The sequence below is a fragment of the Roseburia hominis genome, assembly GCA_040702975.1.
Taxonomy (GTDB): Bacteria; Bacillota; Clostridia; order Lachnospirales; family Lachnospiraceae; genus Allocoprococcus; species Allocoprococcus hominis_A.
In genome coordinates, this window is record CP159990.1 from 470404 (window position 1) to 495077 (window position 24674).

Below are 24674 nucleotides of genomic sequence, written 5' to 3' on the forward strand. Positions count from 1 at the left end.
TAAAGAGCAGCAGGCAGACAGAAAGGAGCAGAACAAATGGTGAAATTATATGATGGCGGTGCTTATCTGGTAAACGGAACAGAGATTATTGCAGATGCACCGGACGCCCTGGAAGCAGTCAGGGCAAAGACAGGAGTAGAGACGACAAAACAGACGGCTGCGCAGCAGACCATGGCGTATGGTATTCTGCGTGATCACAACACTTCCGGAAACATGGAGCGGCTGCAGATCAGGTTCGACAAGCTGACCTCGCACGACATTACATTTGTCGGGATCATTCAGACGGCAAGGGCGTCAGGCCTTACGAAATTCCCGATTCCCTATGTACTGACGAACTGTCACAACAGCTTGTGCGCGGTTGGCGGTACGATCAACGAAGATGACCACATGTTTGGACTGACCTGTGCAAAGAAGTACGGCGGCGTGTATGTTCCACCTCATCAGGCAGTGATCCATCAGTTCGCAAGAGAGATGTTAGCAGGCGGCGGGAAAATGATCCTTGGCTCCGACAGCCACACCCGCTATGGCGCTCTTGGCACGATGGCGATGGGCGAGGGCGGACCGGAGCTTGTAAAACAGCTTCTAAATAAGACCTATGATATCAAGATGCCGGGGGTTGTCGGTATTTACCTGGACGGAGAGCCGATGAAAGGGGTAGGTCCTCAGGACGTGGCGCTTGCCATCATCGGTGCGACATTTGGAAATGGCTATGTAAACAATAAAGTGATGGAATTCGTGGGACCGGGCGTGGAGAAGCTGAGCGCAGATTTCCGTATCGGAATCGACGTTATGACGACGGAGACGACCTGCCTGTCGTCTATCTGGAAAACGGACGAGAAGATCAGGGAATTCTACGATATTCATGGAAGAGTGGAAGAATATAAGGAGCTTAACCCGGGCGCGGTGGCCTACTATGACGGCATGGTCTATGTCAACTTAAGTGAGATTAAGCCGATGATCGCAATGCCCTTCCATCCGTCGAATGTTTACACGATCGAGGATGTGAACGCAAATCTTGCGGACGTGCTGCATGATGTGGAGCAGCGCGCTCTGGTGAGCCTTGATGGTGCGGTCGAATATTCCCTTCAAAGTAAAATCGTAAACGGCAGGTTGTATGTGGATCAGGGAATTATCGCAGGCTGTGCGGGCGGCGGATTTGAAAATATCTGCGCGGCAGCAGACATTATCCGCGGAAAATATATCGGCTCCGACGAATTTACATTCAGTGTTTACCCGGCAAGTACGCCGATTTATATGGAACTGGTGAAAAATGGCGCGGTCGCTGATCTTATGGCAGCAGGCACGATCGTGAAGACGGCGTTTTGCGGACCTTGCTTCGGTGCGGGAGATACTCCGGCAAACAATGCATTTTCTATTCGCCATTCGACCAGAAACTTCCCGAACCGTGAAGGAAGTAAGCTGCAGAGCGGACAGATTGCTTCCGTCGCACTGATGGACGCACGTTCCATTGCTGCGACGGCTGCAAATAAGGGATTTTTGACCCCGGCGACCGACATGGACGTGGAATTCAGGAATCCGACCTATCATTTCGATAAAAATATTTATGCGAACCGTGTATTTGACAGCCATGGCGTGGCAGATCCGGGTGTGGAGATCAAATTCGGACCAAATATCAAGGACTGGCCGGCGATGAGCGCTCTGCCGGAGAATCTGGTACTGAAAGTGGTTTCCGAGATTCACGATCCGGTAACGACGACGGATGAACTGATTCCGTCAGGAGAGACCTCTTCCTATCGTTCCAATCCGCTTGGACTTGCAGAATTTGCACTGTCCAGAAAGGACCCGGCCTATGTGGGACGCGCGAAAGAAGTACAGAAAGCACAGAAAGCGATCGAAGCTGGTGAGTGCCCTGTGGAAGCGCTATCTGAGGCAGCGCCGGTCATGAAGGCAATTAAGGCGGCGTTTCCTGACAAGGATTTCCATGACGGCAAGCTAGCGGACAATATCGGATTTGGAAGTACCATTTTCGCTGTGAAGCCGGGCGATGGCTCCGCAAGAGAGCAGGCGGCTTCCTGCCAGAAGGTGCTTGGCGGATGGGCGAATATTGCAAATGAGTATGCGACCAAACGATATCGTTCCAACCTGATCAACTGGGGTATGCTCCCGTTTATCACGGATGAGGAGCATACGGCGCTTTCCTTTAAGAACGGAGATTACATTTTCGTTCCGGATGTAAGAAAAGCGGTAGAGGAAAAGGCTACTGTGATTAAGGCCTATGTGGTCGGGGACGAGTTAAAGGAGATCTCGTTAAGGCTTGGTGATCTGACGGACGCGGAGCGGGAGATTATTTTGAAAGGCTGCCTGATTAATTATTATAGAGGTTAGAAGAAAGATTCTGAATAGAGCAGAGGATGAATCAGTTATATCATTTCCACGATGTCAGGAAAATAATAAAGAACTTGACATTTACGGATTATGCGGCTATGATAGATTTGTTCAGGAAAAGAACAGGATGCCAGTTTTATTTAAAGCAGGAGAGATGTTTAAAGTGCAGGCATCAGAATACAAAATGGATAACAAGGGGAGCTTGTTTTGACAGGCTGAGAGGAAGTTGGAAACTTCGACCCATAACCTGATTTGGATAATGCCAACGTAGGGATGCGTTATGTTATAGAAAAAGCCCTTTTTGTTACCATGTATATGACAAAGACAAGGAGGGTTTTTTATGTTTGATTTTTTAGTAACTGGAGAAGGTTCTTTGACGACTGCCGGATATGCGGTGTGCATTATTGCGGGAATACTGCTTTTTGCTCTTGCGCTGGTATTTGCCGGAAAGAGCAGCAGTAAGAATAAGATGACAACCAGGCAGCTTGTGTTCTGTGCTGCATCGGTAGCGCTGGCTTTTGTGACGTCTTATATTAAGATTTTCCAGATGCCGTGGGGCGGAAGTGTTACCCTTTGCAGTATGTTGTTCATCGTACTTGTGGCAAACTGGTACGGAGTACAGACCGGGATTCTGGTCGGACTTGCGTATGGAATTCTTCAGTTTATCCAGGAACCGTATGTGCTTTCCTTTTTCCAGATATGCTGCGATTATGTCTTAGCGTTCGCGGCGCTTGGCGTGGCAGGTTTCTTCGCAAAGAGCAAGAGCGGGCTTCTCAAAGGCTATATTGCAGCGGTGATTGCAAGGGGGGCGTTCCACGCATTGGGAGGATACCTGTACTGGATGGACTATATGCCGGAGAATTTTCCGAAGGCGTTAAAGAGTGTGTATCCGATTGCGTATAATTATAGTTTTCTGCTTGCGGAAGCGGCGATTACAATTATCATTATTTCTATTCCGGCGGTGGCAAAAGGGCTGAATCAGGTGAAGAAGCTGGCGATGGAATAGGAACATGCTGATGGGAAAATAATGAATAAATAACAGGGGACGTTTCGAATTAATGGAACGAGCCCCTGTTTTTGATAGGTGAAGAGGAAAACGGCTGATGCAATGAAGCGGATTACTCTGAAAGATTTTCGCCCTATGTTCTATTTCATTTTCCTTTTGATAAGCCATCTTACGATTAAAATTACTGCAACAATGATTGCTGTAAATATCCCGTGTATTTTAATACTCAGATACCATGGTGCGGACTGCGCTGCGTAGAGGGCAGGATGCGATTTATAGTCCCAATATTGATAAAGACTCTTTCCTATAAAAGTACCGATGAAACCCCATTGGAATATTCTTAATATATCGTATAATTTCTTCATCATGAATTCCCTCCCGTTTTAAAGGTGTGTAAAGTGCATCATTTTGGATATTTTCATTCTATCATAGTTACCGGGTTGGTGAAATCTTTTTTGATGTGTCCAGGCATCTATTTTTGTCATACCTATCAAAAATCAATTCTAAAACTTCGCTAAAAGGCAATTCGCACTTGCCGGCATCGCGGAACTGTGTTATATTTAGCTATCAGTTTTTCCTACGGGAAAAATTTTTTACAAATATGCAACACTTGGGAACAAAATTGACTCTAATATATAGAAGACGTCTTCGGAAAGGGAGGAGGGTGGTTTCATGATGGATATATGGTCATTTACAGATCGATACAAATTAGTTTACAAAGATTTATATCGGTTTGCACTCTGTATGATGCGTCACCAGCAGGATGCAGAGGATGCGGTGAGCGAAGCAGTACTTTCTGCTTATGAAAATATACATAAGTTGCGCAAAGAGGAGGCATTTAAGTCCTGGATTTTTCAGATTCTGGCAAATGTCTGCAAGAAGAAGTTAAGAAGTGCTGACAGAAAAGAAGTACAACTTTATCAGGAAGAGGCGGTTAGAAGTGACGATACTGCAGAAGGAACAGAAACGGAAGCGATAAAGAATGCGAGGGGAGAAGAAATGCAGGGCGTGGCAGAGCCCCAGGCGGACTTAAGCGGCAAACCGATGGAAAATGCGGTGGCAGACGGGTTGCGCGAGGACGTGAGAAAGGCATTTTTCATCCTCAGCGAGGAAGAGCAGTTTATCGTATCACTCTCCGTATTCGGCGGGTATAACAGCAAAGAGATTGGGGAAATGTTCCAGATGAATGCAAGTACGGTGAGGTCAAAGCGAAAGCGTGCGCTTGAAAAAATGAGTCTTGTATTAAAGGAGGTGGCGTTATGACAGAAATGGAAAAAAAGGTTCTGGAGGCGCTTAGTCAGGCAGGGGAAGAAATTGTGGTGCCGGAAAGTTTGCGCCCGGAGAATATTGAGAAGATGCTGCTGGAAGTGGAAGAAAAGAAGAAGGGGGAAATGTTAAAGTTGAAAAAGAAACGCAGAACAGTTCTCGGACTTGCGGCTGCCTGCGCTGTTTTGGTGGCGGGGGTGATTTATGCAGGAGTGTCCCGTTCCGTGGGAACAGAAGTGAATTCGGGTACAGAGAAAGATGAACTTAAGATCAAGAGCCAGATTGCATCAGCCGGGAGCTATGATGAGGTACGCGAATATTTTGAAGAATACCAGAAGAGTATGGATGAAGCGAATTCATCAAGCTCGGGGATCGCAGAGTTCTTGGGAGTCAGGCCGGACAGCGAAGAAAAAACGAGTGCTGGGGCCGAAGTCGATATGGCAAAAACAGAATCAGTACAGGATTTGGGTACGGGCGTGGACTCAATGAGCAATACCGCAGCCGGCGGATTCTCCGATACGAATGTGCGGACGGAAGGAGTCGGCGAGGCAGATATCGTAAAGACGGATGGAAAATATTTGTATACGCTTCAGGATAATGCAAGGGAAATCGCGATAGTCGATACCACAACGGACACGATGAAAAAGGTGGGAATCATCGAGTCGGGCGATCAGGGGCAGATTACGGAATTCTATGTGAACGGGAAGCAGGTATTCGTGCTTTCCACCACGAATATTACCCGTTTTGATAAGGACGGAAATGAATTGTATTACGGGGATCTAACACAGCTTGAGACCTTTGACGTTTCTGATATAACAAATCCTGAGCTTACGGCGCGTATAACCCAGAGCGGATATTATCAAAGTTCTCGATATGTGGGCGATTACCTGTATCTGTTCAGTAATTATTATATATATGATACTTCTGATGTAGGTTCACCGGAGAATTATATTCCTTACGTGGACAACAAGCTCGTGGAAGATAAGGATATTTACCTGCCGCCAATCCATTCGGCGAATCAGTATCTGGTGGTGTCGTCAGTTAACATCAATGATCCGACCAAGGTAGTCGATCAGAAAGCGGTTTTGTCAGAATATGGTGAACTGTATGTAAGTCCCGAGAATATCTACATTTATGAGAATACCTGGAGTAATTCCCTTGCCAGAAATGAATTGTCGAATATCGGCAGAACGATTCTCCGGAAGATTTCCTATAAAGATGGAAAGCTGGAGGGCGTGGCGCAGACGAAGGTAGACGGAAGGTTAAACGACAGCTTTAGCATTGATGAATATGAAGGGAATCTGCGCGTGATCACGACGATTGACGGGGTAGAGACTACGAGCAATGCGGTATTTGTACTGGATAAGGATCTGAGAATTATAGGAAAGATTAAAAATCTTGCAAAAGATGAACGTGTTTATTCTGCGAGACTTTTCGGAGATATCGGTTATTTTGTGACTTATCGTGAGACAGACCCGCTGTTTACCGTGGATTTCTCCGATCCGACGAGCCCGAAGATTATTGGAAGTCTTAAGATTCCGGGATTCTCCGAGTATCTTCATTTCTTCGGGGAAAATCAGCTTCTTGGAATTGGAATGGATACCGATGAGAAGAGCGGAGTGACGAACGGGATGAAAATATCCATGTTTGATATTACGGATCCGACGGATGTAAAGGAGGTTCAGAAATATACGATTGAGGAGGCCTATTATTCTGATGTGTTCAATGATTACCGGGCAGCTCTTATCGACTATGACAAGAATTTGATTGGATTTTCGGTCAGTGCTGACAGGGAGATGTATTATGTGTTCAGTTATGATAAGACGAATGGCTTTAATCTGGACATGAAAGAGGAAGTGAACGGGAATTCCTGGCTGGTGACCAGAGGGGTGTATATTGAGGATAAATTGTATGTGGTGAAAGGGAATGCAGTGGAAAGTTATCGGTTGGGGAGTTTTGAGAAGGTTGATGATATTTTGTTGTAGGGGATTTGGTTGTAGACCGTGTGTCGGGAGCCGGAAGGTGGTTCTGCTTCGACGTTTCGGAGCCTGCGACTAGTCCACCAAACTCTAAGAGTCCGAAACAGTCGGCCAGTGGGCCTCCTGTCTCGGGCTCTAAGAGTTTGAGGGACGGATTCTCCGGCTCCTACACTTAACCTCAGCAGAACCACCTTCCGGCTCCCGCCTCACTCCCTACAAGACGGGAAATGTTGGCGATTGTCGAGAGGGAGATTTATAAATCTCTTAAATTATTTAGTGTATTATTTCTACTTTACATAGATTTCGATGTCTCCGCTGGTGCTGGATATTTGGATTTGGGAGTCGGAGCCGTTGCCTAGGGTCATTTCGCCCCGGCGTTTTGTCATGTTGGTTGTCAGGGGGAGGTTTGTTGTGAAATCTCCGCTGACGGTTCGGTAGTTAATGTGCATATTGTCTGACCAGGGGATTCTTACTTCGCAATCTCCGGAGGTTGAGATGAGATTGACGCTTGGCGGTATGTTTTCTAAGTCGATCTCTACGTCTCCGCTGGTGCTGGAGCACTTGATTTCCTGGCTTTCTCCGTGAAATTCTACGTCTCCGCTGGTGGAGCGGAGTTCGCAGCGTCCCAGATGGCCTTGTACGGATGCGTCGCCGCTTTTGGTCGTCGCATATAGGTTGCCGGTCAGATTTTTCAGGTCCAAATCGCCACTGCCGGAATAGCAGGTTACCTGGTCGCAGAGCAAATCTCCGATTTGGAGGTCGCCGCTGGCTGTACTTAAGTGCAGTTCTCTGCATTCAAGGCCGTCTTCTATCTGGACATCTCCGTTTGTTGTGGAAATTTTGATTTGGTTCCACATTTTCTTTGGTATTGTAACTATGATGTCGCATCGGCGCATACCGCGCAGGAAGAAGAAGGAGGCGCTGGCTGTGTTTTCCTGGACAATGGATAATACTCCGTCTTCGCGCAGGAAGGTCTCTACTTCCTGGGTGTCGCCTTCTACTTTGAGTAAGGTGTCTTCGGCGTTTTCAAGGCGGAGAGTAAGGTCGCCGTTCATCAGACGGATGTCCAGAGAATGGAGGGTATCCGTCACCTGGACGGCGGTGCAGTCTACTTTTTCCCCTTTTGGCGTTTCATATTGGGAAAATACGCCGTCCGGGTAACGTTCTTTCCACTGTTCAGATACTTCTTTTGCCACATCCCGTGCACAATCGGCAGTGGCTTTTACTGTCGTATGGGCAACTTTTGCGGTTGCCTGTGCGATGTTTACAAAAGCGTCGATTCCGCTTCCCAGATCTTTTTTGAATTCGGAGGTCCAGTTCTCGCGGTGGGTTTCATCCTGGTCAGAGTCGGTCTGTTCTTCACTGGTTTCTTCGCGTGTATTTTCGCCATATGCATTTTCAGCGCATATATTTTCTTGTGTATCAGTCTCTGTCTCGCGTAAAAAGGCGAGCAGTTCTTCTACATCTCCTAAGCTTTCCATTGTTGTTGTGAGCGCTGTGTCTTCCGGCATGCCCTGTTGCGTCAGTTCCAGATAGCGCTGGTACAGGTTCTCGCTTAATTCTTCAATCATCTCTGTCTTGGCATCGCTGTCCTTCGCGGCTGCCAGTTGGTTTGTTACCATAATGATAATCTTTGTCTCAATTCGATTCATAATCTACCTCCACTGTAAGCAATGCGTCTAAAAGCCCGCGGGTTTCCTGCCACTTGCGGTGGTGTTCCTCCCACTGCCTTTTTCCTTCTTCAGTAATCTTATAATAACGCCGTCTGGCCCCGGTCCCCTCTTCGCCCCAATAGGATGTGATGAGGCCATTTTGACTCAGACGTTTAAATGCTGTATAGAGGGTCGCCTCTTTAAATTCGTATTTTCCGCCGGTACGCTGCTGGACACTCTTATTGATCTCATAGCCGTAGCTGTCTTTTGCCATCAATTGGGTGAGAATGATTGTGTCGGTATAGCCGCGCAGGGTATCTGATGAAATTGACAAAATCTGTTCCTCCTTTCATGGATTATCTAAATATTTTTGAGCTGTCAGGCATACCTAAGTGAAGGTGCGGTGGACCTTCTGCTCGGTTGCTTTCATTTCTGGGGTCATTTTAACATGATATACCTCGCCTGTCAAGGTATATCAATATAAAGAATTTCGATAAGCAAAGAAAATATGGAGACAAAGAATTTGATAGTCGGTTCTGTAAAACCGGAACTGTCTTTTTGTTCTAACCTTCTACCAATTTATAACTCGCGTTTATTAAATATTGATTTGAAAACCACGATTTCATAAGTGGTTACGGCCCCTCATAGGGCTTTAATAAAATCCTCCAAAACGCTTGAAAATAAAGGATTTATTGCAATGTGTCCGCCTTTTCCCTTTATACGATTTCGCTTGTGCTTATGCTTCCTTCGCCGCCTCATATGGGCAAAAACAAGGGAAGAAAAATCTGATAACAAGTTATAACAGCAAGTGGCAATCGGGAAACTGTGGCATATGTGCGAATATATTATACTGGAGGATTTCAAGATGGACAAGTACATTTATGACGAAAGCAACGGTCTTTGGTATGAGCTGCAAGGCGAATATTATCTGCCGTGTCTTACCTTACCACCCGAAGAAGAAAAGCCTATCGGGATATGGGGACAGCGACACAAACGCTACCTGAAAGAGCATAGAAAAGCGACCTACACAACACTCATCTTGCAGAGATAGACCAGCAGGCGCAGGGTATTACGGAACAGTTAAAGGCAGAAAATGCTTTAGAATGGGTTGTATGGCTCAATAATATGCGGACGTGTACAATGGAGATAGCGGAAAAAGAAATTATATACACATAACAGACTGGTGACAGGGAGAAGTCTCTGCCACCATATTCAATTTTGACCACTTGTGTTTAGAAATCAACCGACTGTTGGAATCTTATTGAAAGCAACATTGGTTTTTCATATAATATTGTCACAGAGAGGAGGAATTTCAAATGCAGCTCGAAGTAAAAATAGACAGCTCATATATTGAGCCTAAAGTAATTATATTGACTGCTTCTATGACGGAAGATGTTAATATCATATTGAACAAGTTATCAGATCAGGCGCCGCAGATTATTTCAGGAAGCAAGGATAATAAAATTGAAGTTATAGAACAGGCAGATTTGATTCGGATTTATGCAAGCTCTGGAAAAGTTTTTGCCGTTACCCATAAAGGCGAATACGCACTGCGCCTTCGGCTATACGAAATAGAGGAACGGTTGCCACCCCATCAGTTTGTCCGTATCTCCAATTCAGAAATCATTAATCTGAAAAAGGTCAATAACTTTGACTTGAGCTTTACAGGCACAATTTGCGTTAAATTAGCAAACGGTACAATAACATATGTATCCAGACGCTATGTTTCAAAACTCAAAAAAATATTAGGAATATGAGGTGAGAAAAATGAAAAAGAAAATAGTCTTGCGCAGTATTTTGGGATTTCCTATTGGAATTGCTATCGGATATTTAATCACTATATTCATTTCTCTTGGTTGGGCGAATGGATATTATTCGCCTTGTGTACCTGAACTAATCTCCGCAATGGGAAACGAAATCAATGCAGTTGTTTTACAGGCGCTTCTCTGCGGATTATTGGGTACTGGTTTTGCGGCAAGTTCAGTAATATGGGAAATAGAAAATTGGAGTATCATAAAGCAAACTGGAATTTACTTTATTATTATTTCTGTAATAATGTTGCCGATTGCATATTTTGCGTACTGGATGGAGCATAGCATTGTCGGGGTTTTCAGCTATTTTGGGATTTTTGCTTTCATATTTGCTTTTATTTGGATTATACAATTTGTGATCGGAAAGCATAATGTAAGAAAAATGAATAAAAACCTGCATAATGTAAAAGGTAGCAAGGATGAATAAGGGTGAATGGATTCTTTGCCCAGTTTGCGGCAATAAAGCCCGTGACAGACTGCGGGAAGATACAGTCTTAAAGAATTATCCTCTCTACTGTCCGAAATGTAAGCAGGAAACCTAATCTCTATATGTATGCCGCCGTGTATGGGTAAAACCATAGCGGCGGTTTTTCTTCGCCTATCGGCTGTCTCTGTCAAAGGATTTCCTTCGTGCTATCTGCTGCCTGCCTTGCTCCTGCAACTGTCTGAGCCTGTTTCGGACGCTCTCCCTTTCGGGCAATACATCGTAGGTAGGGGCGAATACCCATTGCACAAAGCGCTGGTTTGTACAATGGGTGTATTTCGCTCTCAAACGCCGATGGCTTATTACCCGCCGGAAAAGTACTTTGTGTTCAGATAACTAAATTTCCCTTGTCCCGGCTCGTAAGGGCAAAAACAAGGGAAAATACATAAGGTTGGAACACAAAACAGGCGAAATGCCTTGAAAATAAAGGGCACTGAAAAAGTCTGATTCTAAAAAAGAATTGGGCTTTTTTAATGTATCCATTATAATAGAATCATGAGGAAGGAGGTTCTGCCATGTTGAAAGACCATTCACAGTTGAAACTTTCATTATCACCCTATCAGGGGATTTATGATGCAATCATTCCAGCAAATCATCTTTTGCGTAGAATTAAAGAAAATATAGATTTTAGTTTTGTAAATCCAATGCTCCGTAAACACTATTGTGAAAATTTCGGGCGGCCGGCGAAAGAACCGGAGATGATGTTTAAACTGCTTTTTCTGAAAAAGCTGTACGATCTGTCCGATGAAACCCTGATCAGTAGTGCTCAGACAGACATGGCATATAAATTTTTTCTGGATCTGGAACCAGAAGAAAAAATGATAGATCCCAGTCTTCTGACGAAATTCAGAAAGACCCGCATCACGGAAGATATTCTGGAGGAAATGCTGAAAGAAACAATCCAGCAGGCTCTGGACAAAGGTCTAATCAAATCGGGAACGATTATCGTGGATTCTACCCACACAACTGCATCCGTCCGAGCGAAATCCCCCACACAAATCCTGAGGGATATGAGTAAACAACTTCGGAAAGAGATTTATAAAAATGCTTTTGAATTATCAGAAAGATTTCCAGAGAAACCATCTTTGGAAGCAGGATTGGACGAAGAGATCGCCTATACGAAGGAACTGCTCCAGGTTCTGGAGGAAGGGATAGAAACCTGTGAAAATCAAAAGATACAGAAAATCTCTAAAGAGATGAAAGAACTGCTTGAGAACGAAGAGATCAGAGAGATCCGTTCCAAAGATGATAAAGATGCACGGTTTGGGCACAAAACGGCGACCAGTACGTTTTATGGGTATAAGAATCATCTCGCAATGACAGAAGGCCGTCTGATTGCTGGGATAAGTGTAACAGATGGAGGAGCACCGGATGGTCAGGAATTGCCGAAACTGATAGAAAAAGCACAGAAAAATGGAATAAAAGTAACAGAAGTTATCGGAGATATGGCTTATGTCAGTGATGATAATCTGGAAGTATGCGGAAAAGAGATTGCACTGATTGCCCGAACAAATACAGCTGTAGCGGCGGCTGCAAACGGAAACCTTGCGGAGGGGTTCTGTTTCAATAAAGATGCAGGGTTGCTGCAATGTCCTGCCGGAGAGCTTTCCATGCGAGTGGAAAAGAGAGCTGCCAAAAACGGGAACACCTATTTAAGATATATATTTAGCAAAGTTAAGTGCCGGAAATGCCCGCAAAGAGAAAACTGCCGTGTAGGAAAATCAAACTCAAAAGAACGAAGTTACAGTATCACGCAGGCAAGCGCGAAAAACATGGAAAGGCTTAAATTTGAAGAAAGTGAATACTTCCAAGAGAGAATGAAAATCCGGCATAGGATAGAAGAAAAGAATGGAGAATTAAAAGAAGCCCACGGTTTGCGCAGAGCAGATTCAAGAGGGTTATTTGCTATGCATGTTCAAATGTATTTTACCGCATTTACAGCAAATGTAAAAAGGATAGTAAGATTACAGGAATTGGCTATGGCTTAAACCATAGCATTATTCTGTAATCTTATCGAAAAAGAACTGAAAATCACGAAAAATTGTCATAAAAGAAAAACTCCCACTTAAAAAATGGAAGTTTTTCAGTGCCCTTGAAAATACAGCGTTTTCAGGGAGAGTCATAGATAAATTTTTGATTTGTTCATCTGAAACACTTCCGTCCAGGCAAATGGTGTACCAGTGTTTTTTGTTCATATGATATGCCTTAAAGAAAACATTTTCATCAATACGCTGTTCCACATTATCCGGAATATCTTTTAAGTCGATAATTTCAATATTTCCATGCCCTGGCAGGCCGAGTTTCGATCTGTCTATCGTCATGATGACAGCAAACCATTTTTCATTTTCCCTGTTTCGGAATGCCGCATAATTAGGGTATTTTTCCCAAAGAAACTCAGGCTCTGCACCATAGTTTTCCTTGATGAATTCAACAATTCTTCTGGTTTGTTCTGCTCTGAGAAGTTCTGTATGAAAACATTTGTTTGAAACCTCAATGAGCACTTTTTCACAAGCCTTTCGGACATCGCCGACAAATGCGCCCCTGGCACCTGGAACATGAACAAGAACATATTCTTCATTGGTTTCTGTATCGAAAACCTTAAAATGTACAGCTCCTGTATCTGTCACAGATATTTGAACAACAAACTGTTTTCGCATAATAAACACATCCTTTGTGTATACTCTGTCAGCATATACGAAGCCATTCGCAAGGAGTTTCTCCCTATCCGGAACTTTATATTTGAAAATATTATCTATGTCAATCAAATGTATTCCTCCAATTATCATACATCATGCTTTTGGGCCAATTTTTTGAGTTGATTTGTAGGCTTCTTCTGCTGTAGACCATGAAAATCCGGCATAAATTATTCTAAAACCAATGTTTTTTTATTTGCCCTAAAAAATGCTGTATATGTTACATCCGCAGTGCGAACTCACGAGCGGAACGCTCGCTCGTTCACGGGCTTTCGCTCTATCAAAGTATCTGGGAAGAAATATGTCTGCAAGCAGCCGATTCCTTCCCGGATACTTTGGCACTGCTCATTGCTTTCGTGGACATTATACCTCTGAAATGTATTTTTGAAAAGAGGAGTAGGCTTTAAATAGGATTTCTGATATTATGAAAGAAATGTTTTTGTGCAATAGTAGAAAAGTGGCCGAGGTGTCTCGCATAGGAGCAGGGATTTAAACGAGGAGTGTGATTCAATGGAAGTCAGGAAAAAGAAACTTCCCATAGGCATAGAGAATTTTGAAAAATTACAAACAGAAGATTTTTATTATGTGGATAAGACAAAGCTCATCAAGGAACTGCTTGAACACTGGGCAGAGGTGAATCTTTTTACACGGCCCAGAAGATTTGGAAAGTCATTGAATATGAGTATGCTGAAAAATTTCTTTGAGTTAGGTGGAAATAAAGAAATTTTCAGCAAACTGGAAATCTCGAAGGAAGTTTCTCTGTGTGAAGAATACATGGGAAAATTTCCTGTGATATTGGTTTCTTTGAAAGGCATCAATGCGGCGACTTATGAGAAAGCGTGTGATATGGCGGTTCAGGTCATTAACGGGGAGGCGAGGAGATTCCAGTATCTTTTGGAAAGCGAGTGCCTTACTTCTTATGACAAGGCAGCATTTTCTGCGCTGCTTGAGCCAGACATGAGTGAAGCTGTTTTGTGCAGCAGTCTGAAAGTTTTGTCAGAGCTTCTTGAGCGGCACCATAGACGCAAAGTAATCTTGCTGATTGATGAGTATGATGTACCATTGGCAAAAGCATTTGAGTGGGGATATTACGAGCAGATGGTGTTATTTCTCCGGAATATGTTTGAACATGCACTAAAAACGAACGATAGCCTTAAGTTCGCAGTATTGACAGGCTGTATGCATATCTCAAAAGAGAGTATTTTTACCGGGCTTAATAATTTAAAGGTTCTGTCTGTAGCAGAGGTGCAGTTTGATGAATATTTCGGGTTTACAGACGGGGAAGTGAGAGAAATGCTGGAATATTACGGGTTATCTGCTCATTATGATGAGATGAAGGAATGGTATGACGGCTATCAGTTTGGAAATGTTCAGGTATATTGCCCGTGGGATGTGATAAACTATTGTGACGCTCTGCGGGCAGACCATGATGCACAGCCCAAGAATTACTGGTCGAATACCAGTGGTAATGAGGCTGTAAGGCGTTTCGTTCAGGAAGCGGACAAAGGAGCTCTCAAACGTGAGATTGAGAAATTGGTTGCCGGTGAAGCGATCACAAAGGAAATTCGTCAGGAACTGACGTATAAAGATATGTATGCTTCTGTTGATAATCTGTGGAGTGTCCTGTTTACCACAGGCTATCTTACACAGCGGGGAAAGCCCGAGGGAGACAGTTTTCATCTGGTGATTCCCAATATTGAAATCAGGAAAATCTTTACGACACAGATCATGGAATTCTTTAAAGAGAATGTTCCTAAAAATGGGGAAGCTCTGAAAGATTTCTGCAAAGCATTAAAAAACGGAGAACCGGAGGCGGTAGAAAAACGGCTGGGCGAGTATCTGAAGCGGACGATCAGTATTCGCGATACCTTTGTGAAAAAGCAGATGAAGGAGAATTTCTACCATGGTATTCTGTTAGGGATATTGGGCTTTCAGGATACGTGGAGTGTCTCTTCCAATAAGGAGTCCGGGGATGGGTATAGCGATATCCTGGTGGAGACAGATGATGGTGAAACCGGCATTGTACTTGAAGTAAAGTATGCTAAGGACGGCAGACTGGATGCGGCCTGTAGAGAAGCTGTAGAACAGATTGAATATAAGGGGGATGAGGAGGAACTTCTCAGCGAAGGAGTCAGTCAAATTTTGAAATACGGAATTGCCTTCTATAAAAAGAAATGTAAGGTTATTCTTGCAGACTCTGATTATAGTCTGCAGCAAAGTCCCGGATACAAATAAGATAAAAGTTTGCAGATAATAAAGCCTTCTGAACAGCTTGTTTGGCTGGACAGAGGGCTTTCATTCGATTCTTTTTTCGCACATCTCAGTAAACTGAGAACTTGCAGGGTTATTGAACTTTAGCCTTTCTTAGATCTTTATCACAACTTATATTCAATTGCCTTCATAACAAATCCACGAATATGTTTTGTGATAAATTTTACCACCAACCCTGTAAGAAGCGCCGATATAATCGTTCCTTCTCTGGTTCCGACAATCTTTCCCCGGAAGAAAATAACCGACAAGCCTACAGCCACAATAACACAAGCCACGTCAAAAGCAACCTTAACATATCCGAATTCCTTATGTATTGTATCAGAAATTGCCTTGACAAGAGCTTCGCCGGAATTCATGATTACATTTGCAATAACAGATAGAGAAATACCGAGCGACAATATAACGATTCCTAAGAGCAGAATTACCAGCTTGGCAATATAATTCGGCGTAGGAATAAATGATGCCAACCACATTCCAAAGTCAGTAAACCAGCCGAAAAGAAATGATAGAGGAATCTGAAAAAGTTGATACATCTTAAAATTACGACGCAGTATCAGAACCTGCCCCACAATTAAAACACAATTCCATACAATCAACCAATTTCCCAGGGTCATAACAGGAAATTTAATGCTTATGACATTTGCTACGGAAGATATGGGGGATACTCCCGAATCACCATGTTTCGTAAAAGCCACGCCTACGCCTGCAAAGAACAAACCCAGAATAAAAACTATATATCTTCTGAACACTTCTTTCTTACTCATCATTCTATATCTCTTTTCTTTTTTAGATTCTAAAAATCTGATATATATTTTTCCCTATCATAATCTTATCATCATCTGCCCGCCCTCCAAAATCTTGGGTTGTCCCATAGGCAGGGGCGTAACCTCTCTTTTGCAACAAAAAATCAACTAACCTGAATAAAACCAATTAGCTGATTTTTTAATATACTAAATTTACCTTATAAAACGGCCGAATGGTCATACGGGCCATTAACGATGAATCTTGTGCACCTGTCCGTTTTCCAAAACCACTTCGTATCCATCTCGATCTACAAATTTGCAATCCAATTCATCTTGCATGTACTGGCAGACTTCATAATATTCTGCTATTTTTGACGACAGATCACCCCGTTCGCTTTTCCATTGATTCTGTAGGAAGTTAGCAGTAGCAGTGCTTATTTGCCGGTCTCCAGATAGAAGAAGCTTTTTTAGCTCTTCGCGGCCCTGAATCCTACGAGTTTTACAATCTACTCCGCAGTATAGCGTGTCTCGTTTCCAGAGGTCGAGACCTACCGGATTAAATCCTTCCCGTTCTTCGGACAAAAGCGCAGGACTTTGGCTGATCCTGTAATATGCCTGAAGTTTTTCTCGTAGACTGGGGCAATATTTGTCCAACAGTCCGTGGTAATACAGATAATAGCTCAACCGCGATGCAAGCAGCCCACCGTGGCTGTTCTGTATGATTTCACGAATGCACTGGTCTCGCTCTGATTCATCTGTAGAAATGACTGCAAGGATAATTGCGACTGCAAAATGAGGGTCATCCCATTGTTGCCCAAATTTGTTCTTTGTGGCTCTGACATTGACGGGATCCATGGCAGCCCGGCACAATTCTATAGCCTTTTGCCGGTCAATTTTATCTGGTAATTTTTCTGCCGTATAGATGTAACCGCCATAGCTATCCATCGTTCCATCGGTATAATTAAGCGTTCCGTTAATATAAACACCCAGCGTAACTTCATATTCTTTGCAGGGCCATTTCCATGCCAGCTTTTCTTGCTGAGCAAAATATTTGTGCAACGGATCTGCTGCATCTTGCCGCGAAAATAAATTTCCGAAAAATCCCATTATATTGCACCTCCCTTTAAGTGATTTAAATATAGTTTATTGTACCACTTATTTATGGGAGTTGACAAGAAATTTCACACATAAAAAGGAATGGATAGTTAGTTGAGACAGGTTTTTATCTGGCGCTTCCCAATATTGAAATCAGGGAAATCTTTACGACACAGAGTATGGAATTCTTTAAAAAGAATGTTCCTAAAAATGGGGAAGCTCTGAAAGATTTCTGTGAAGCGTTAAAAAATGGAGAGCCAAAGGAGGTAGAAAAACGGCTGGGCGAGTATCTGAAGCGGACAATCAGTATTCGTGATACCTTTGTCAAAATCGTCCGCTGTACGTCCGCGCACCGGAACATGTGGATGCACACCTGCTGGTGTGCATGATTGCCCTGACTTACCATCACGATCAAATCGCTTTACTAAAAATGTGCTGCCGAGTTTGGAAAACTTTTCAAGCTTAGGCTCCAGGCATTCTTCGCTGTCACATAGGAAGCGCAGGAGCCCCCGGCCGTTGGCCGGGGGCTCTCACGATTTACACTTCTTTTAGAAGGAGTCTACTTTTAGAAGGAAGCTATTGGCCAAAGCGCTGCTGCGCCCGTTCCTCCGCACGCTGGGAGGTGTCGTAGTCGGAGCCCAGCTCGCAGAACCAGTCCCGTACCAGGGCCAGGATCTCTTTGACCCGCTGGCTGCCCATGTCTTTGTAGTCGGAGCCCAGCTGCTCCAGGTAGAGTTTCCCGGAGCCCTGGCTCTTCTTTTCCTGGTTGTCAGCCTCCTCCAGAAGGGTTCGGGCCACCTCCTCCAACAAGCCAAAGAGGCGGCGTTCCGCCGCCAGGCGGGCTTTGTCCTCCTGGGTCAGGGCCAACAGGTTATTGGCGCTGGCTCGCAGCTTCTGTTTCAGCTCCTTGGGGCCATTGCCCTCCCGGGTTGCCGGCTGCAATCCCAGGGGCGCAAGGCAGAGCAGCCCCAAGGGAATCAGCAGGGCATGAACATAGGGGTCGGCCTCTGCCAGCAGTTTGCCCACCGGAGGGAACCGCATTAGCAACGGTCCCAGCACCTTGATTTGCAGCAGCAGGGCGGCGATCAGCGCTGCCACCGTGCCGCCGATGCCCAGCAGGAAGTTGGATGTCATTCCCACCGCCGCAAGGGATCCCAAGATCCCCAGCACGATGTAGACCGCCAGAACCAACGACTCCATTTTGGCGAAGGTCAAAAGGTCCGCCACAAAGGGCAGATTCAGCAGGAACCAATAGCCCGACAACAGCAGCAGCGACAACAGCAGCCCGACTGCCAGCATGGGCGGCTTGGTCTTCTCACAAGCTCGATAGCCGTTGCAGGCGCTGAGATAGTTGCGATACAGGGGCGAGGTGCAGCAGAACTTGGCGCTACTTTTGTCCTTGGTCACCTTTTGGCTGATGCCGATTATGTTCTTGGCGCAGACCACCAGGTCAAAGTAGTCCGAGGTCTGAAAAGCGCTGCCCACCTCTGTGTGCTGACCAATAAAGTCCAGCTCCTGAACGAGGCCAAGGCAGTTTTGGACGCTGCCCATGGTCTGCTCAAAGGGATTGTCGATGGGCCGTTTGTCGCCTTTCTGCAGGGCGTCGGCCTCCTCGTGGTAGTTGCTGTTCAGAACCGCTTTGCCGTAAGAGAGCATATCCAGCAGCTCGCTGGCCAGCTCAAGATTCTCCTGGTGCGAGTTGTCGGCCAGATCATGGATCAGATCCTCCCCGGCTTCGGTGTTGAATTTTGCATATAGGTACTTGTACTCCATATTCACGCCTCCTTTGTGTGTTATATCTCAAACTATTCTAAAACCAGTATCCCTTCATTTGCTCTAAAAAAGGCTTTGTTAAAGGCTGGGCTTTACTTTCATATACAATAGAATCGGTACCACAGTACGGACAAATCGCAGTCTGTCCATTATCGCACCAATCAACGATTAGCTTAGGATCAAACATTTTTAAACAATAGAAACAACCACAAAAATTCGTCTTAGATAATTGTTCTTTGTTGTGTGAACTGCATACATGAGCATTTATGATGTCTTTGTTTTCCATTTATAAAATACCTCTGTAAACGAAATAGATCTTTATCACAACTTATATTCAATTGCCTTCATAACAAATCCACGAATATGTTTTGTGATAAATTTTACCACCAACCCAGTAAGAAGCGCTGATATAATCGTTCCTTCTCTGGTTCCAACAATCTTCCCCTGAAAGAAAATAACCGACAACATAACAGCCACGATAACGCACGCCACGTCAAAGGCGACCTTAACATATCCGAACTCCTTATGTATTGTATCAGAAATTGCCTTGACAAGAGCTTCGCCGGAATTCATGATTACATTTGCAATAACAGATAGAGCAATTCCAAATGCCAATATAACGATTCCCAAGAGCAGCATTACGAATTTGGCACCATAATTTGACACAGGAATAAATGCTACGATCCACATTCCAAAGTCAGTAAACCAGCCGAAAAGAAACGATAAAGGAATCTGAAAAAAGTTGATACATCTTAAAATTACGACGCAGTATCAGGACCTGCCCCACAATTAAAACACAATTCCATACAATCAACCAACTTCCCAGGGTCATAACAGGAAATTTAATGCTCATGACATTTGCTACGGAAGATATGGGGGATACTCCCAAATTACCATGTTTCGTAAAAGCCACCCCTATACCTGCAAAGAACAAACCCAGAATAAAGACGATATACCTTCTGAATATTTCTTTCTTACTCATCTTTCTATACCTCTTTCCTGTGATTTAAGTGAATGCCGATATGTCCTATACCCAGTATGATTGCGGCCCCAAACAGTATGGGATTCCGTCCATATACAGCGATTAGAATACACGCAATAACCGGGAGAGTAGCACCTGCAACAGGAATCCCCATTAAGCTGCTGTAAAAATCCTTCATGGTCTTTTCGCTCTTGAAATACCGTATCCAATATGCCTCATACATGATCATCAATATAAATGCAGCAATCAGCCAAACCAACCATGCGGAAATTCCCCGAACATTGAAATCACTAAAAATCAACAGTAGACAAGTCACGAGTACCTCGCCGGCTCTCTCGAAGAGCAGCAGGATTTTGTTTTCTTTATTCACATATTTCTCGTAATCTTTTGGCTGATTCTTTGTCCAAAATATGTTGGGAACCATCAACATAACAAGAAAAATCAAACCAATATATGAAAATCCAAAATGCATGTCCTTTATTTCCGTACCACAACCTCCAAATTCCCCAATTTATCCCTATTCCACCCCATTAAAACAATAAGTACAAACCTTACAAGCATCAATCCCAATAGACTCAATCAAATCATCAAGCCTATGATACCGAAGCGATGTAAAATTCTGCTGCCGGCAGATCTCGTCCATCATCTTTTGATACCGGTCGCTGTTCGGGTCAGCGTACTCGTCCAGGACATTTACATCATTGTCCCCTTCCCACTCCTTGATGATCCGTCTGGTAATAAGGTCCAGATCCGATTTGGAACGTGAGAAGTTCAAATATTTACAGCCATACAGAAGCGGCGGGCAGGCAGGTCTTACGTGCACCTCTTTTGCCCCGCTCTGGTACAGGAATTCCGTCGTCTCACGAAGCTGGGTGCCCCGCACGATAGAATCATCAATAAGAAGCAGCTTCCGGTCTTCGATGAGGTCATGAACCGGGATCAGTTTCATACGTGCGATCAGATTTCTCTGGCTCTGGTTGGTCGGCATGAAGGAACGCGGCCAGGTCGGAGTGTATTTGATAAATGGACGCGCGTAGGGGATACCGGACTCATTTGCATAACCGATCGCGTGCGCAATGCCGGAATCCGGCACACCTGCAACGATATCGGGCTCCACGGTTCCCGCGTCACGCTTAGCCAGCAGGCTTCCGCAGTTGTAACGCATCTGCTCCACATTCACCCCTTCGTAGGAAGAGGTCGGATATCCGTAGTAAACCCAGAGGAAAGAACAGATCCGCATCTTATCGCACGCAGGGCTTACGGTCTCTACCCCTTCCGGAGTCATATATACGATCTCGCCGGGGCCCAGTTCTTTATAATCCTGATAACCCAGGTTGATATATGCAAAGCTCTCAAAAGAAACACAGTACGCATCTTCCTTTTTACCGATCACCACCGGAGTACGTCCGTGAAGGTCACGCGCCGCATAAATTCCCTCCGGCGTAAGAAGAAGGAGGGTCATAGAGCCGTCCACGAGAGACTGCACATAGCGGATACCCTCAACAAAAGAATCCTTCCGGCTGATCAGAGCGGCGATCAGTTCGGTCATATTGACCTGTCCGTTGGTCATCTCCTGAAAATGCGAATGACCGTTTTCATATACGATTTTCATAAGCTGGTCTGCGTTGTTGATTTTACCAACTGTTGTGATGGCAAAGCTGCCGATATGTGACTGGATCAAAAGGGGCTGCGGTTCAAAATCGGAAATGCAGACCGATTCCCAGATTCCCTTTCATCTCTGCTACGTCCCTGTCGAATTTGGTACGGAACGGTGAATTTTCAATATTGTGAATCGCGCGGTCAAAGCCGTGCTGTCCGTGGGTCGCCATACCACCGCGGCGTGTGCCCAGATGTGAATGATAATCTACTCCATAGAACAGGTCAAGTGTGCAGTCTGATTTTGAGGTAACTCCGAAAAAACCTCCCATAAGTAAATTCCCCTTTCTAGAATATGACGTAAAATAATCAAAGTAAAAACTGAAATCAGGGCTTTCCCTGAAACGAAAAGCCTGTCTGATTTCAGTTTATCACGATTTTTCTGAAATGAAAAATAGAAATTACTTCGTTTTTACACTTCTTTATAATGCATTTTGCCGGATTTTTATTGCAGGTTACCTACCCGCTTCTGCAAAGTCGGTCCGACGATCAGTGCGGCGATCATTTTTACAGCGTCTCCCGGAAGATACGGGATCACGCCTGTGGCAAGCCCCTGGGCAAAGGTGAGGTTCATCATTTTGGCAAGCCAGACCGTTCCGAAGGCGTAGCATACGGCGGTTCCCAGAACCATGCCGGCAAGGCTTAAGGCGTGGCGGTATTTGCCGTGGCATTTTTCCACGAAAAATCCTGCGATGATGGTCATGAAAATGAATCCCACCAGATAGCCGCCGGTCGGTCCGGCCAGTTTGGCAAGACCGCCCGTAAAGCCGGAAAATACGGGAAGTCCGACAAAGCCTAGCAGCAGGTATACGAGATAACTGACGGTCGCCATCTTATAGCCTAACACGAAGATACTGATGTAAAGTACCAGGTTGGTAAATGAGATCGGCACCGGGCTGAACGGGATTGGTATGGAAAATGGAGCAAGTATACAGGTGATGGCCGTCATAAGGGCGATGAGGACGAGTTGTCTGGTGTTGAATTTGGTTGTAGTTTGATTCATGATGTTGGTCGCTCCTATTCGTTTTTTCTCCAATGGATATCGTACCCAAGTCTGGTAAATAGTTCCTGATCTTCCGCGATTCCATTTCCGCTGGTCGTCAGCATATCTCCGGTGATGGTGGCGTTGGCACCGCCTTTTAATGCGGCCTCGCCATAATTTTTCATGAGCATACGCCCTCCGGCGAGACGGATTGTCATATCCGGACATATGAAGCGGAAAATGGCGACGCTGCGGAGGATTTCTTCTTCGGAAAGCGGCTTTAGATCCGCAAGCGGGGTGCCCGGTATGGCAACCAGCACGTTGAGCGGAATGGAGTCGACTTTCAGATCCGCCAGGTCAAACGCCATGTCGATGCGGTCCTGCATGGTTTCGCCAAGCCCCAGGATTCCGCCGGAACAGACCTCCAGGCCGGCGCGCTTCGCGGCGCGGATACAGGCAATTTTATCGTCGTAGGTGTGGGTTGTGCAAATGTTTGGAAAATTCCTCCGGGAGGTCTCCAGGTTTGCATGGTACCTTGTCACTCCGGCTTCCTTGAGACGGATTAGTTCGTCCTCCGTCAGAAGACCGCAGGAGGCACAGAGTAGCATATTTGTATTTTCACGCAGGCAGCGGTAGGCCCCTGCCGCACGGCTTAAGTCAGCTCCGAGATTTCGCCCGGCTGTGACGATGGAATAGCGGTGGACGCCGCGCATTTCCAGATTCCGACAGTCCTCAAGGAGTTCCTGGTCGGATAGGAAACCGTAGGTCCTGACATCTGTGTGATGGTGGGCGGATTGCGCGCAGAATTTACAGTTTTCCGGGCATTTTCCGCTGCGGCCATTCACGATCGTGCATAATTCGCCGCGGTCGGATAGAAGCGCCCGGCGAAGGCGGTCCGCTTCCCGGGATACTTCTTCGATGGGGGATGAAAGTAGCAATGTCAGATCATCGTCTGGGGTCAGCCTTCGTCCGGCGATGATAGAATCGGTCAGTTTTGTCAGCATATTTTTGAGTCCTTTATCTTTGCAAAATGTTTTTGAGTTGCCAGGTATACCTGAAATAAGGTCTGGTGGACCTTGTTTCGGTAAGGCAGGATCCCGGTGAGCGGCACAGCCGGAAAACGCTGGTGAGACAGCTAAGAGGTAAGAGTTACGTGAAAAATTAAGAATGAAAATGTTTGCTGTTTTATTATTTTTTTGTATCACTCTTACAGCTTAGTTAGGGGCCTGTTTGCCGGCCATGTGGGATTCGTGCATTTGTTATATTAGCGAGTATAATATAAGATGAAACAAATGTCAACCTTATATTAAATGGGGTTTACAATAGAATGAAAGTGTCAGAATGTTCAGATAATAATGAATAGAAGACATAATAATAAAAAAATATAGAAAAAATACAAAAATAGTGTTGACAAAATAAACGTCAAGTGCTATCATTAAGTCAATCCAAAAGAAAAGAAGTTCCTGACGAGAAAGGGAATTTCGAAAAAAGAATATTTTTTAATTATCCATTCTGATTTTAGTTTTACATTTCTTATTCGCCGAGAATATAGAAAAAAGAAAAAGCCAGATTAGAAAAAATTAAAAGAATAATTAGTATTTGAAGATTTGAAAGTTTTAAAAAAGAGACCAGATGTTTTGTTTATGAGAGTTTCGTAGATGGGGGATTTGAAAATCGAATTTTTCTAACTGATAATCCAGAAATATTAAGAGAAAATTTTAATTTAACTTCTTAAAGAGCAGAATTCTTTAAACAAAAACAGAATAAGATCAAACAAAAAATATTTATAAAAATTTTGGAACGATAACGAAAGGGAGGAGGCTTTAACCGTTGGACAATTCAGAATTTAAAACTCAATATGTTGGTGGTATGGCAAATGAAAGTTCCTGTGATTTGAGCCTTTACCATAGATTATAATCGGCAGATAGTATATCA

General features: G+C 44.5%; 19 protein-coding genes, 4 pseudogenes and 1 riboswitch. Of the genes and pseudogenes, 11 read left to right on the top strand and 12 right to left on the bottom strand.

What is annotated here, in order from left to right:
* Positions 1 to 36 precede the first annotated feature (36 nt).
* Together ABXS75_02095 and ABXS75_02100 are read left to right on the top strand one after the other, a co-directional pair.
* The gene (locus ABXS75_02095) at positions 37 to 2346 is read left to right on the top strand and encodes a hydratase (protein XCP85619.1); all 2310 of its coding nucleotides are present in this window, start codon (positions 37 to 39) and stop codon (positions 2344 to 2346) included.
* A gap of 184 nt (positions 2347 to 2530) precedes the next feature.
* Positions 2531 to 2639: riboswitch (TPP riboswitch) on the top strand.
* 47 nt (positions 2640 to 2686) lie between these two features.
* Positions 2687 to 3352, top strand: a complete 666-nt coding sequence (locus ABXS75_02100; GenBank protein XCP85620.1) for an energy-coupled thiamine transporter ThiT — start codon at positions 2687 to 2689, stop codon at positions 3350 to 3352.
* Positions 3353 to 3492: 140 nt separating this feature from the next.
* Here ABXS75_02100 and ABXS75_02105 read toward each other — a convergent pair whose 3' ends face one another.
* Positions 3493 to 3720, bottom strand: coding sequence for a hypothetical protein (locus ABXS75_02105; GenBank protein ID XCP85621.1), 228 nt, complete (start codon positions 3718 to 3720; stop codon positions 3493 to 3495).
* A gap of 304 nt (positions 3721 to 4024) precedes the next feature.
* Here ABXS75_02105 and ABXS75_02110 point away from each other — a divergent pair, with 304 nt between their 5' ends.
* Together ABXS75_02110 and ABXS75_02115 are read left to right on the top strand one after the other, a co-directional pair.
* Positions 4025 to 4615 carry an RNA polymerase sigma factor gene (locus tag ABXS75_02110; protein ID XCP85622.1) on the top strand — a complete coding sequence of 197 codons (591 nt, stop codon included), beginning with the start codon at positions 4025 to 4027 and terminating at the stop codon, positions 4613 to 4615.
* Entirely contained in the window at positions 4612 to 6603 is a 1992-nt protein-coding gene (locus ABXS75_02115; GenBank protein XCP85623.1) for a beta-propeller domain-containing protein, read from the top strand. Before ABXS75_02110 ends, ABXS75_02115 begins: the two co-directional genes overlap by 4 nt.
* Positions 6604 to 6884: 281 nt before the next feature.
* Here the strand turns inward: ABXS75_02115 and ABXS75_02120 are convergent, their stop codons facing one another.
* Both ABXS75_02120 and ABXS75_02125 read right to left on the bottom strand, forming a co-directional pair.
* The gene (locus tag ABXS75_02120) at positions 6885 to 8249 is read right to left on the bottom strand and encodes a DUF4097 family beta strand repeat-containing protein (protein ID XCP85624.1); all 1365 of its coding nucleotides are present in this window, start codon (positions 8247 to 8249) and stop codon (positions 6885 to 6887) included.
* Positions 8236 to 8583: a helix-turn-helix transcriptional regulator gene (locus ABXS75_02125; protein XCP85625.1), complete on the bottom strand. Its 348-nt coding sequence runs from the start codon at positions 8581 to 8583 to the stop codon at positions 8236 to 8238. The genes ABXS75_02120 and ABXS75_02125 overlap by 14 nt, the downstream gene beginning before the upstream one ends.
* A 531-nt stretch (positions 8584 to 9114) precedes the next feature.
* Between ABXS75_02125 and ABXS75_02130 the strand changes: the two are divergent.
* From ABXS75_02130 to ABXS75_02150, 5 genes and pseudogenes are all read left to right on the top strand, one after another.
* Positions 9115 to 9425, top strand: a pseudogene (locus ABXS75_02130) (TnpV protein).
* Positions 9426 to 9565: 140 nt separating this feature from the next.
* Positions 9566 to 10006 carry a LytTR family DNA-binding domain-containing protein gene (locus ABXS75_02135; protein XCP85626.1) on the top strand — a complete coding sequence of 147 codons (441 nt, stop codon included), beginning with the start codon at positions 9566 to 9568 and terminating at the stop codon, positions 10004 to 10006.
* A 10-nt stretch (positions 10007 to 10016) separates the two neighbouring features.
* Entirely contained in the window at positions 10017 to 10487 is a 471-nt protein-coding gene (locus ABXS75_02140; protein XCP85627.1) for a DUF3021 domain-containing protein, read from the top strand.
* Positions 10480 to 10599: pseudogene (locus ABXS75_02145) on the top strand (cysteine-rich KTR domain-containing protein). Before ABXS75_02140 ends, ABXS75_02145 begins: the two are co-directional and overlap by 8 nt.
* A gap of 460 nt (positions 10600 to 11059) precedes the next feature.
* Positions 11060 to 12532, top strand: a complete 1473-nt coding sequence (locus tag ABXS75_02150) for an IS1182 family transposase (protein XCP85628.1) — start codon at positions 11060 to 11062, stop codon at positions 12530 to 12532.
* A gap of 9 nt (positions 12533 to 12541) precedes the next feature.
* Here ABXS75_02150 and ABXS75_02155 read toward each other — a convergent pair whose 3' ends face one another.
* Complete coding sequence (locus tag ABXS75_02155; protein XCP85629.1) at positions 12542 to 13330, bottom strand: MmcQ/YjbR family DNA-binding protein; 789 nt, start codon at positions 13328 to 13330, stop codon at positions 12542 to 12544.
* Between the two features lie 417 nt (positions 13331 to 13747).
* Here ABXS75_02155 and ABXS75_02160 point away from each other — a divergent pair, with 417 nt between their 5' ends.
* Entirely contained in the window at positions 13748 to 15472 is a 1725-nt protein-coding gene (locus tag ABXS75_02160) for an AAA family ATPase (protein XCP85630.1), read from the top strand.
* Positions 15473 to 15612: 140 nt separating this feature from the next.
* Here the strand turns inward: ABXS75_02160 and ABXS75_02165 are convergent, their stop codons facing one another.
* A complete protein-coding gene (locus tag ABXS75_02165) occupies positions 15613 to 16275 on the bottom strand; it encodes a DUF6198 family protein (protein ID XCP85631.1) in 663 nt (220 codons plus the stop codon).
* A 225-nt stretch (positions 16276 to 16500) separates the two neighbouring features.
* Positions 16501 to 17358 (bottom strand): hypothetical protein, encoded by an 858-nt coding sequence (locus ABXS75_02170; protein ID XCP85632.1) that lies wholly within the window; start codon positions 17356 to 17358, stop codon positions 16501 to 16503.
* Positions 17359 to 17525: 167 nt separating this feature from the next.
* On the opposite strand from ABXS75_02170, the gene ABXS75_02175 reads away from it, so the two are divergent.
* Positions 17526 to 17735 (top strand): hypothetical protein, encoded by a 210-nt coding sequence (locus ABXS75_02175; protein ID XCP85633.1) that lies wholly within the window; start codon positions 17526 to 17528, stop codon positions 17733 to 17735.
* Positions 17736 to 17922: 187 nt separating this feature from the next.
* Here ABXS75_02175 and ABXS75_02180 read toward each other — a convergent pair whose 3' ends face one another.
* From ABXS75_02180 to bioB, 6 genes and pseudogenes are all read right to left on the bottom strand, one after another.
* Positions 17923 to 19119, bottom strand: a complete 1197-nt coding sequence (locus tag ABXS75_02180) for a hypothetical protein (protein XCP85634.1) — start codon at positions 19117 to 19119, stop codon at positions 17923 to 17925.
* A gap of 321 nt (positions 19120 to 19440) precedes the next feature.
* Positions 19441 to 20101, bottom strand: a pseudogene (locus tag ABXS75_02185) (DUF6198 family protein).
* A 4-nt stretch (positions 20102 to 20105) separates the two neighbouring features.
* Positions 20106 to 20471, bottom strand: coding sequence for a hypothetical protein (locus ABXS75_02190; GenBank protein XCP85635.1), 366 nt, complete (start codon positions 20469 to 20471; stop codon positions 20106 to 20108).
* 147 nt (positions 20472 to 20618) lie between these two features.
* Positions 20619 to 22029, bottom strand: a pseudogene (locus tag ABXS75_02195) (amidophosphoribosyltransferase).
* 173 nt (positions 22030 to 22202) lie between these two features.
* Positions 22203 to 22760 (bottom strand): biotin transporter BioY, encoded by a 558-nt coding sequence (locus ABXS75_02200; protein XCP85636.1) that lies wholly within the window; start codon positions 22758 to 22760, stop codon positions 22203 to 22205.
* A 14-nt stretch (positions 22761 to 22774) separates the two neighbouring features.
* The gene (bioB, locus tag ABXS75_02205) at positions 22775 to 23743 is read right to left on the bottom strand and encodes a biotin synthase BioB (protein XCP85637.1); all 969 of its coding nucleotides are present in this window, start codon (positions 23741 to 23743) and stop codon (positions 22775 to 22777) included.
* Between the last annotated feature and the right edge of the window lie 931 nt (positions 23744 to 24674).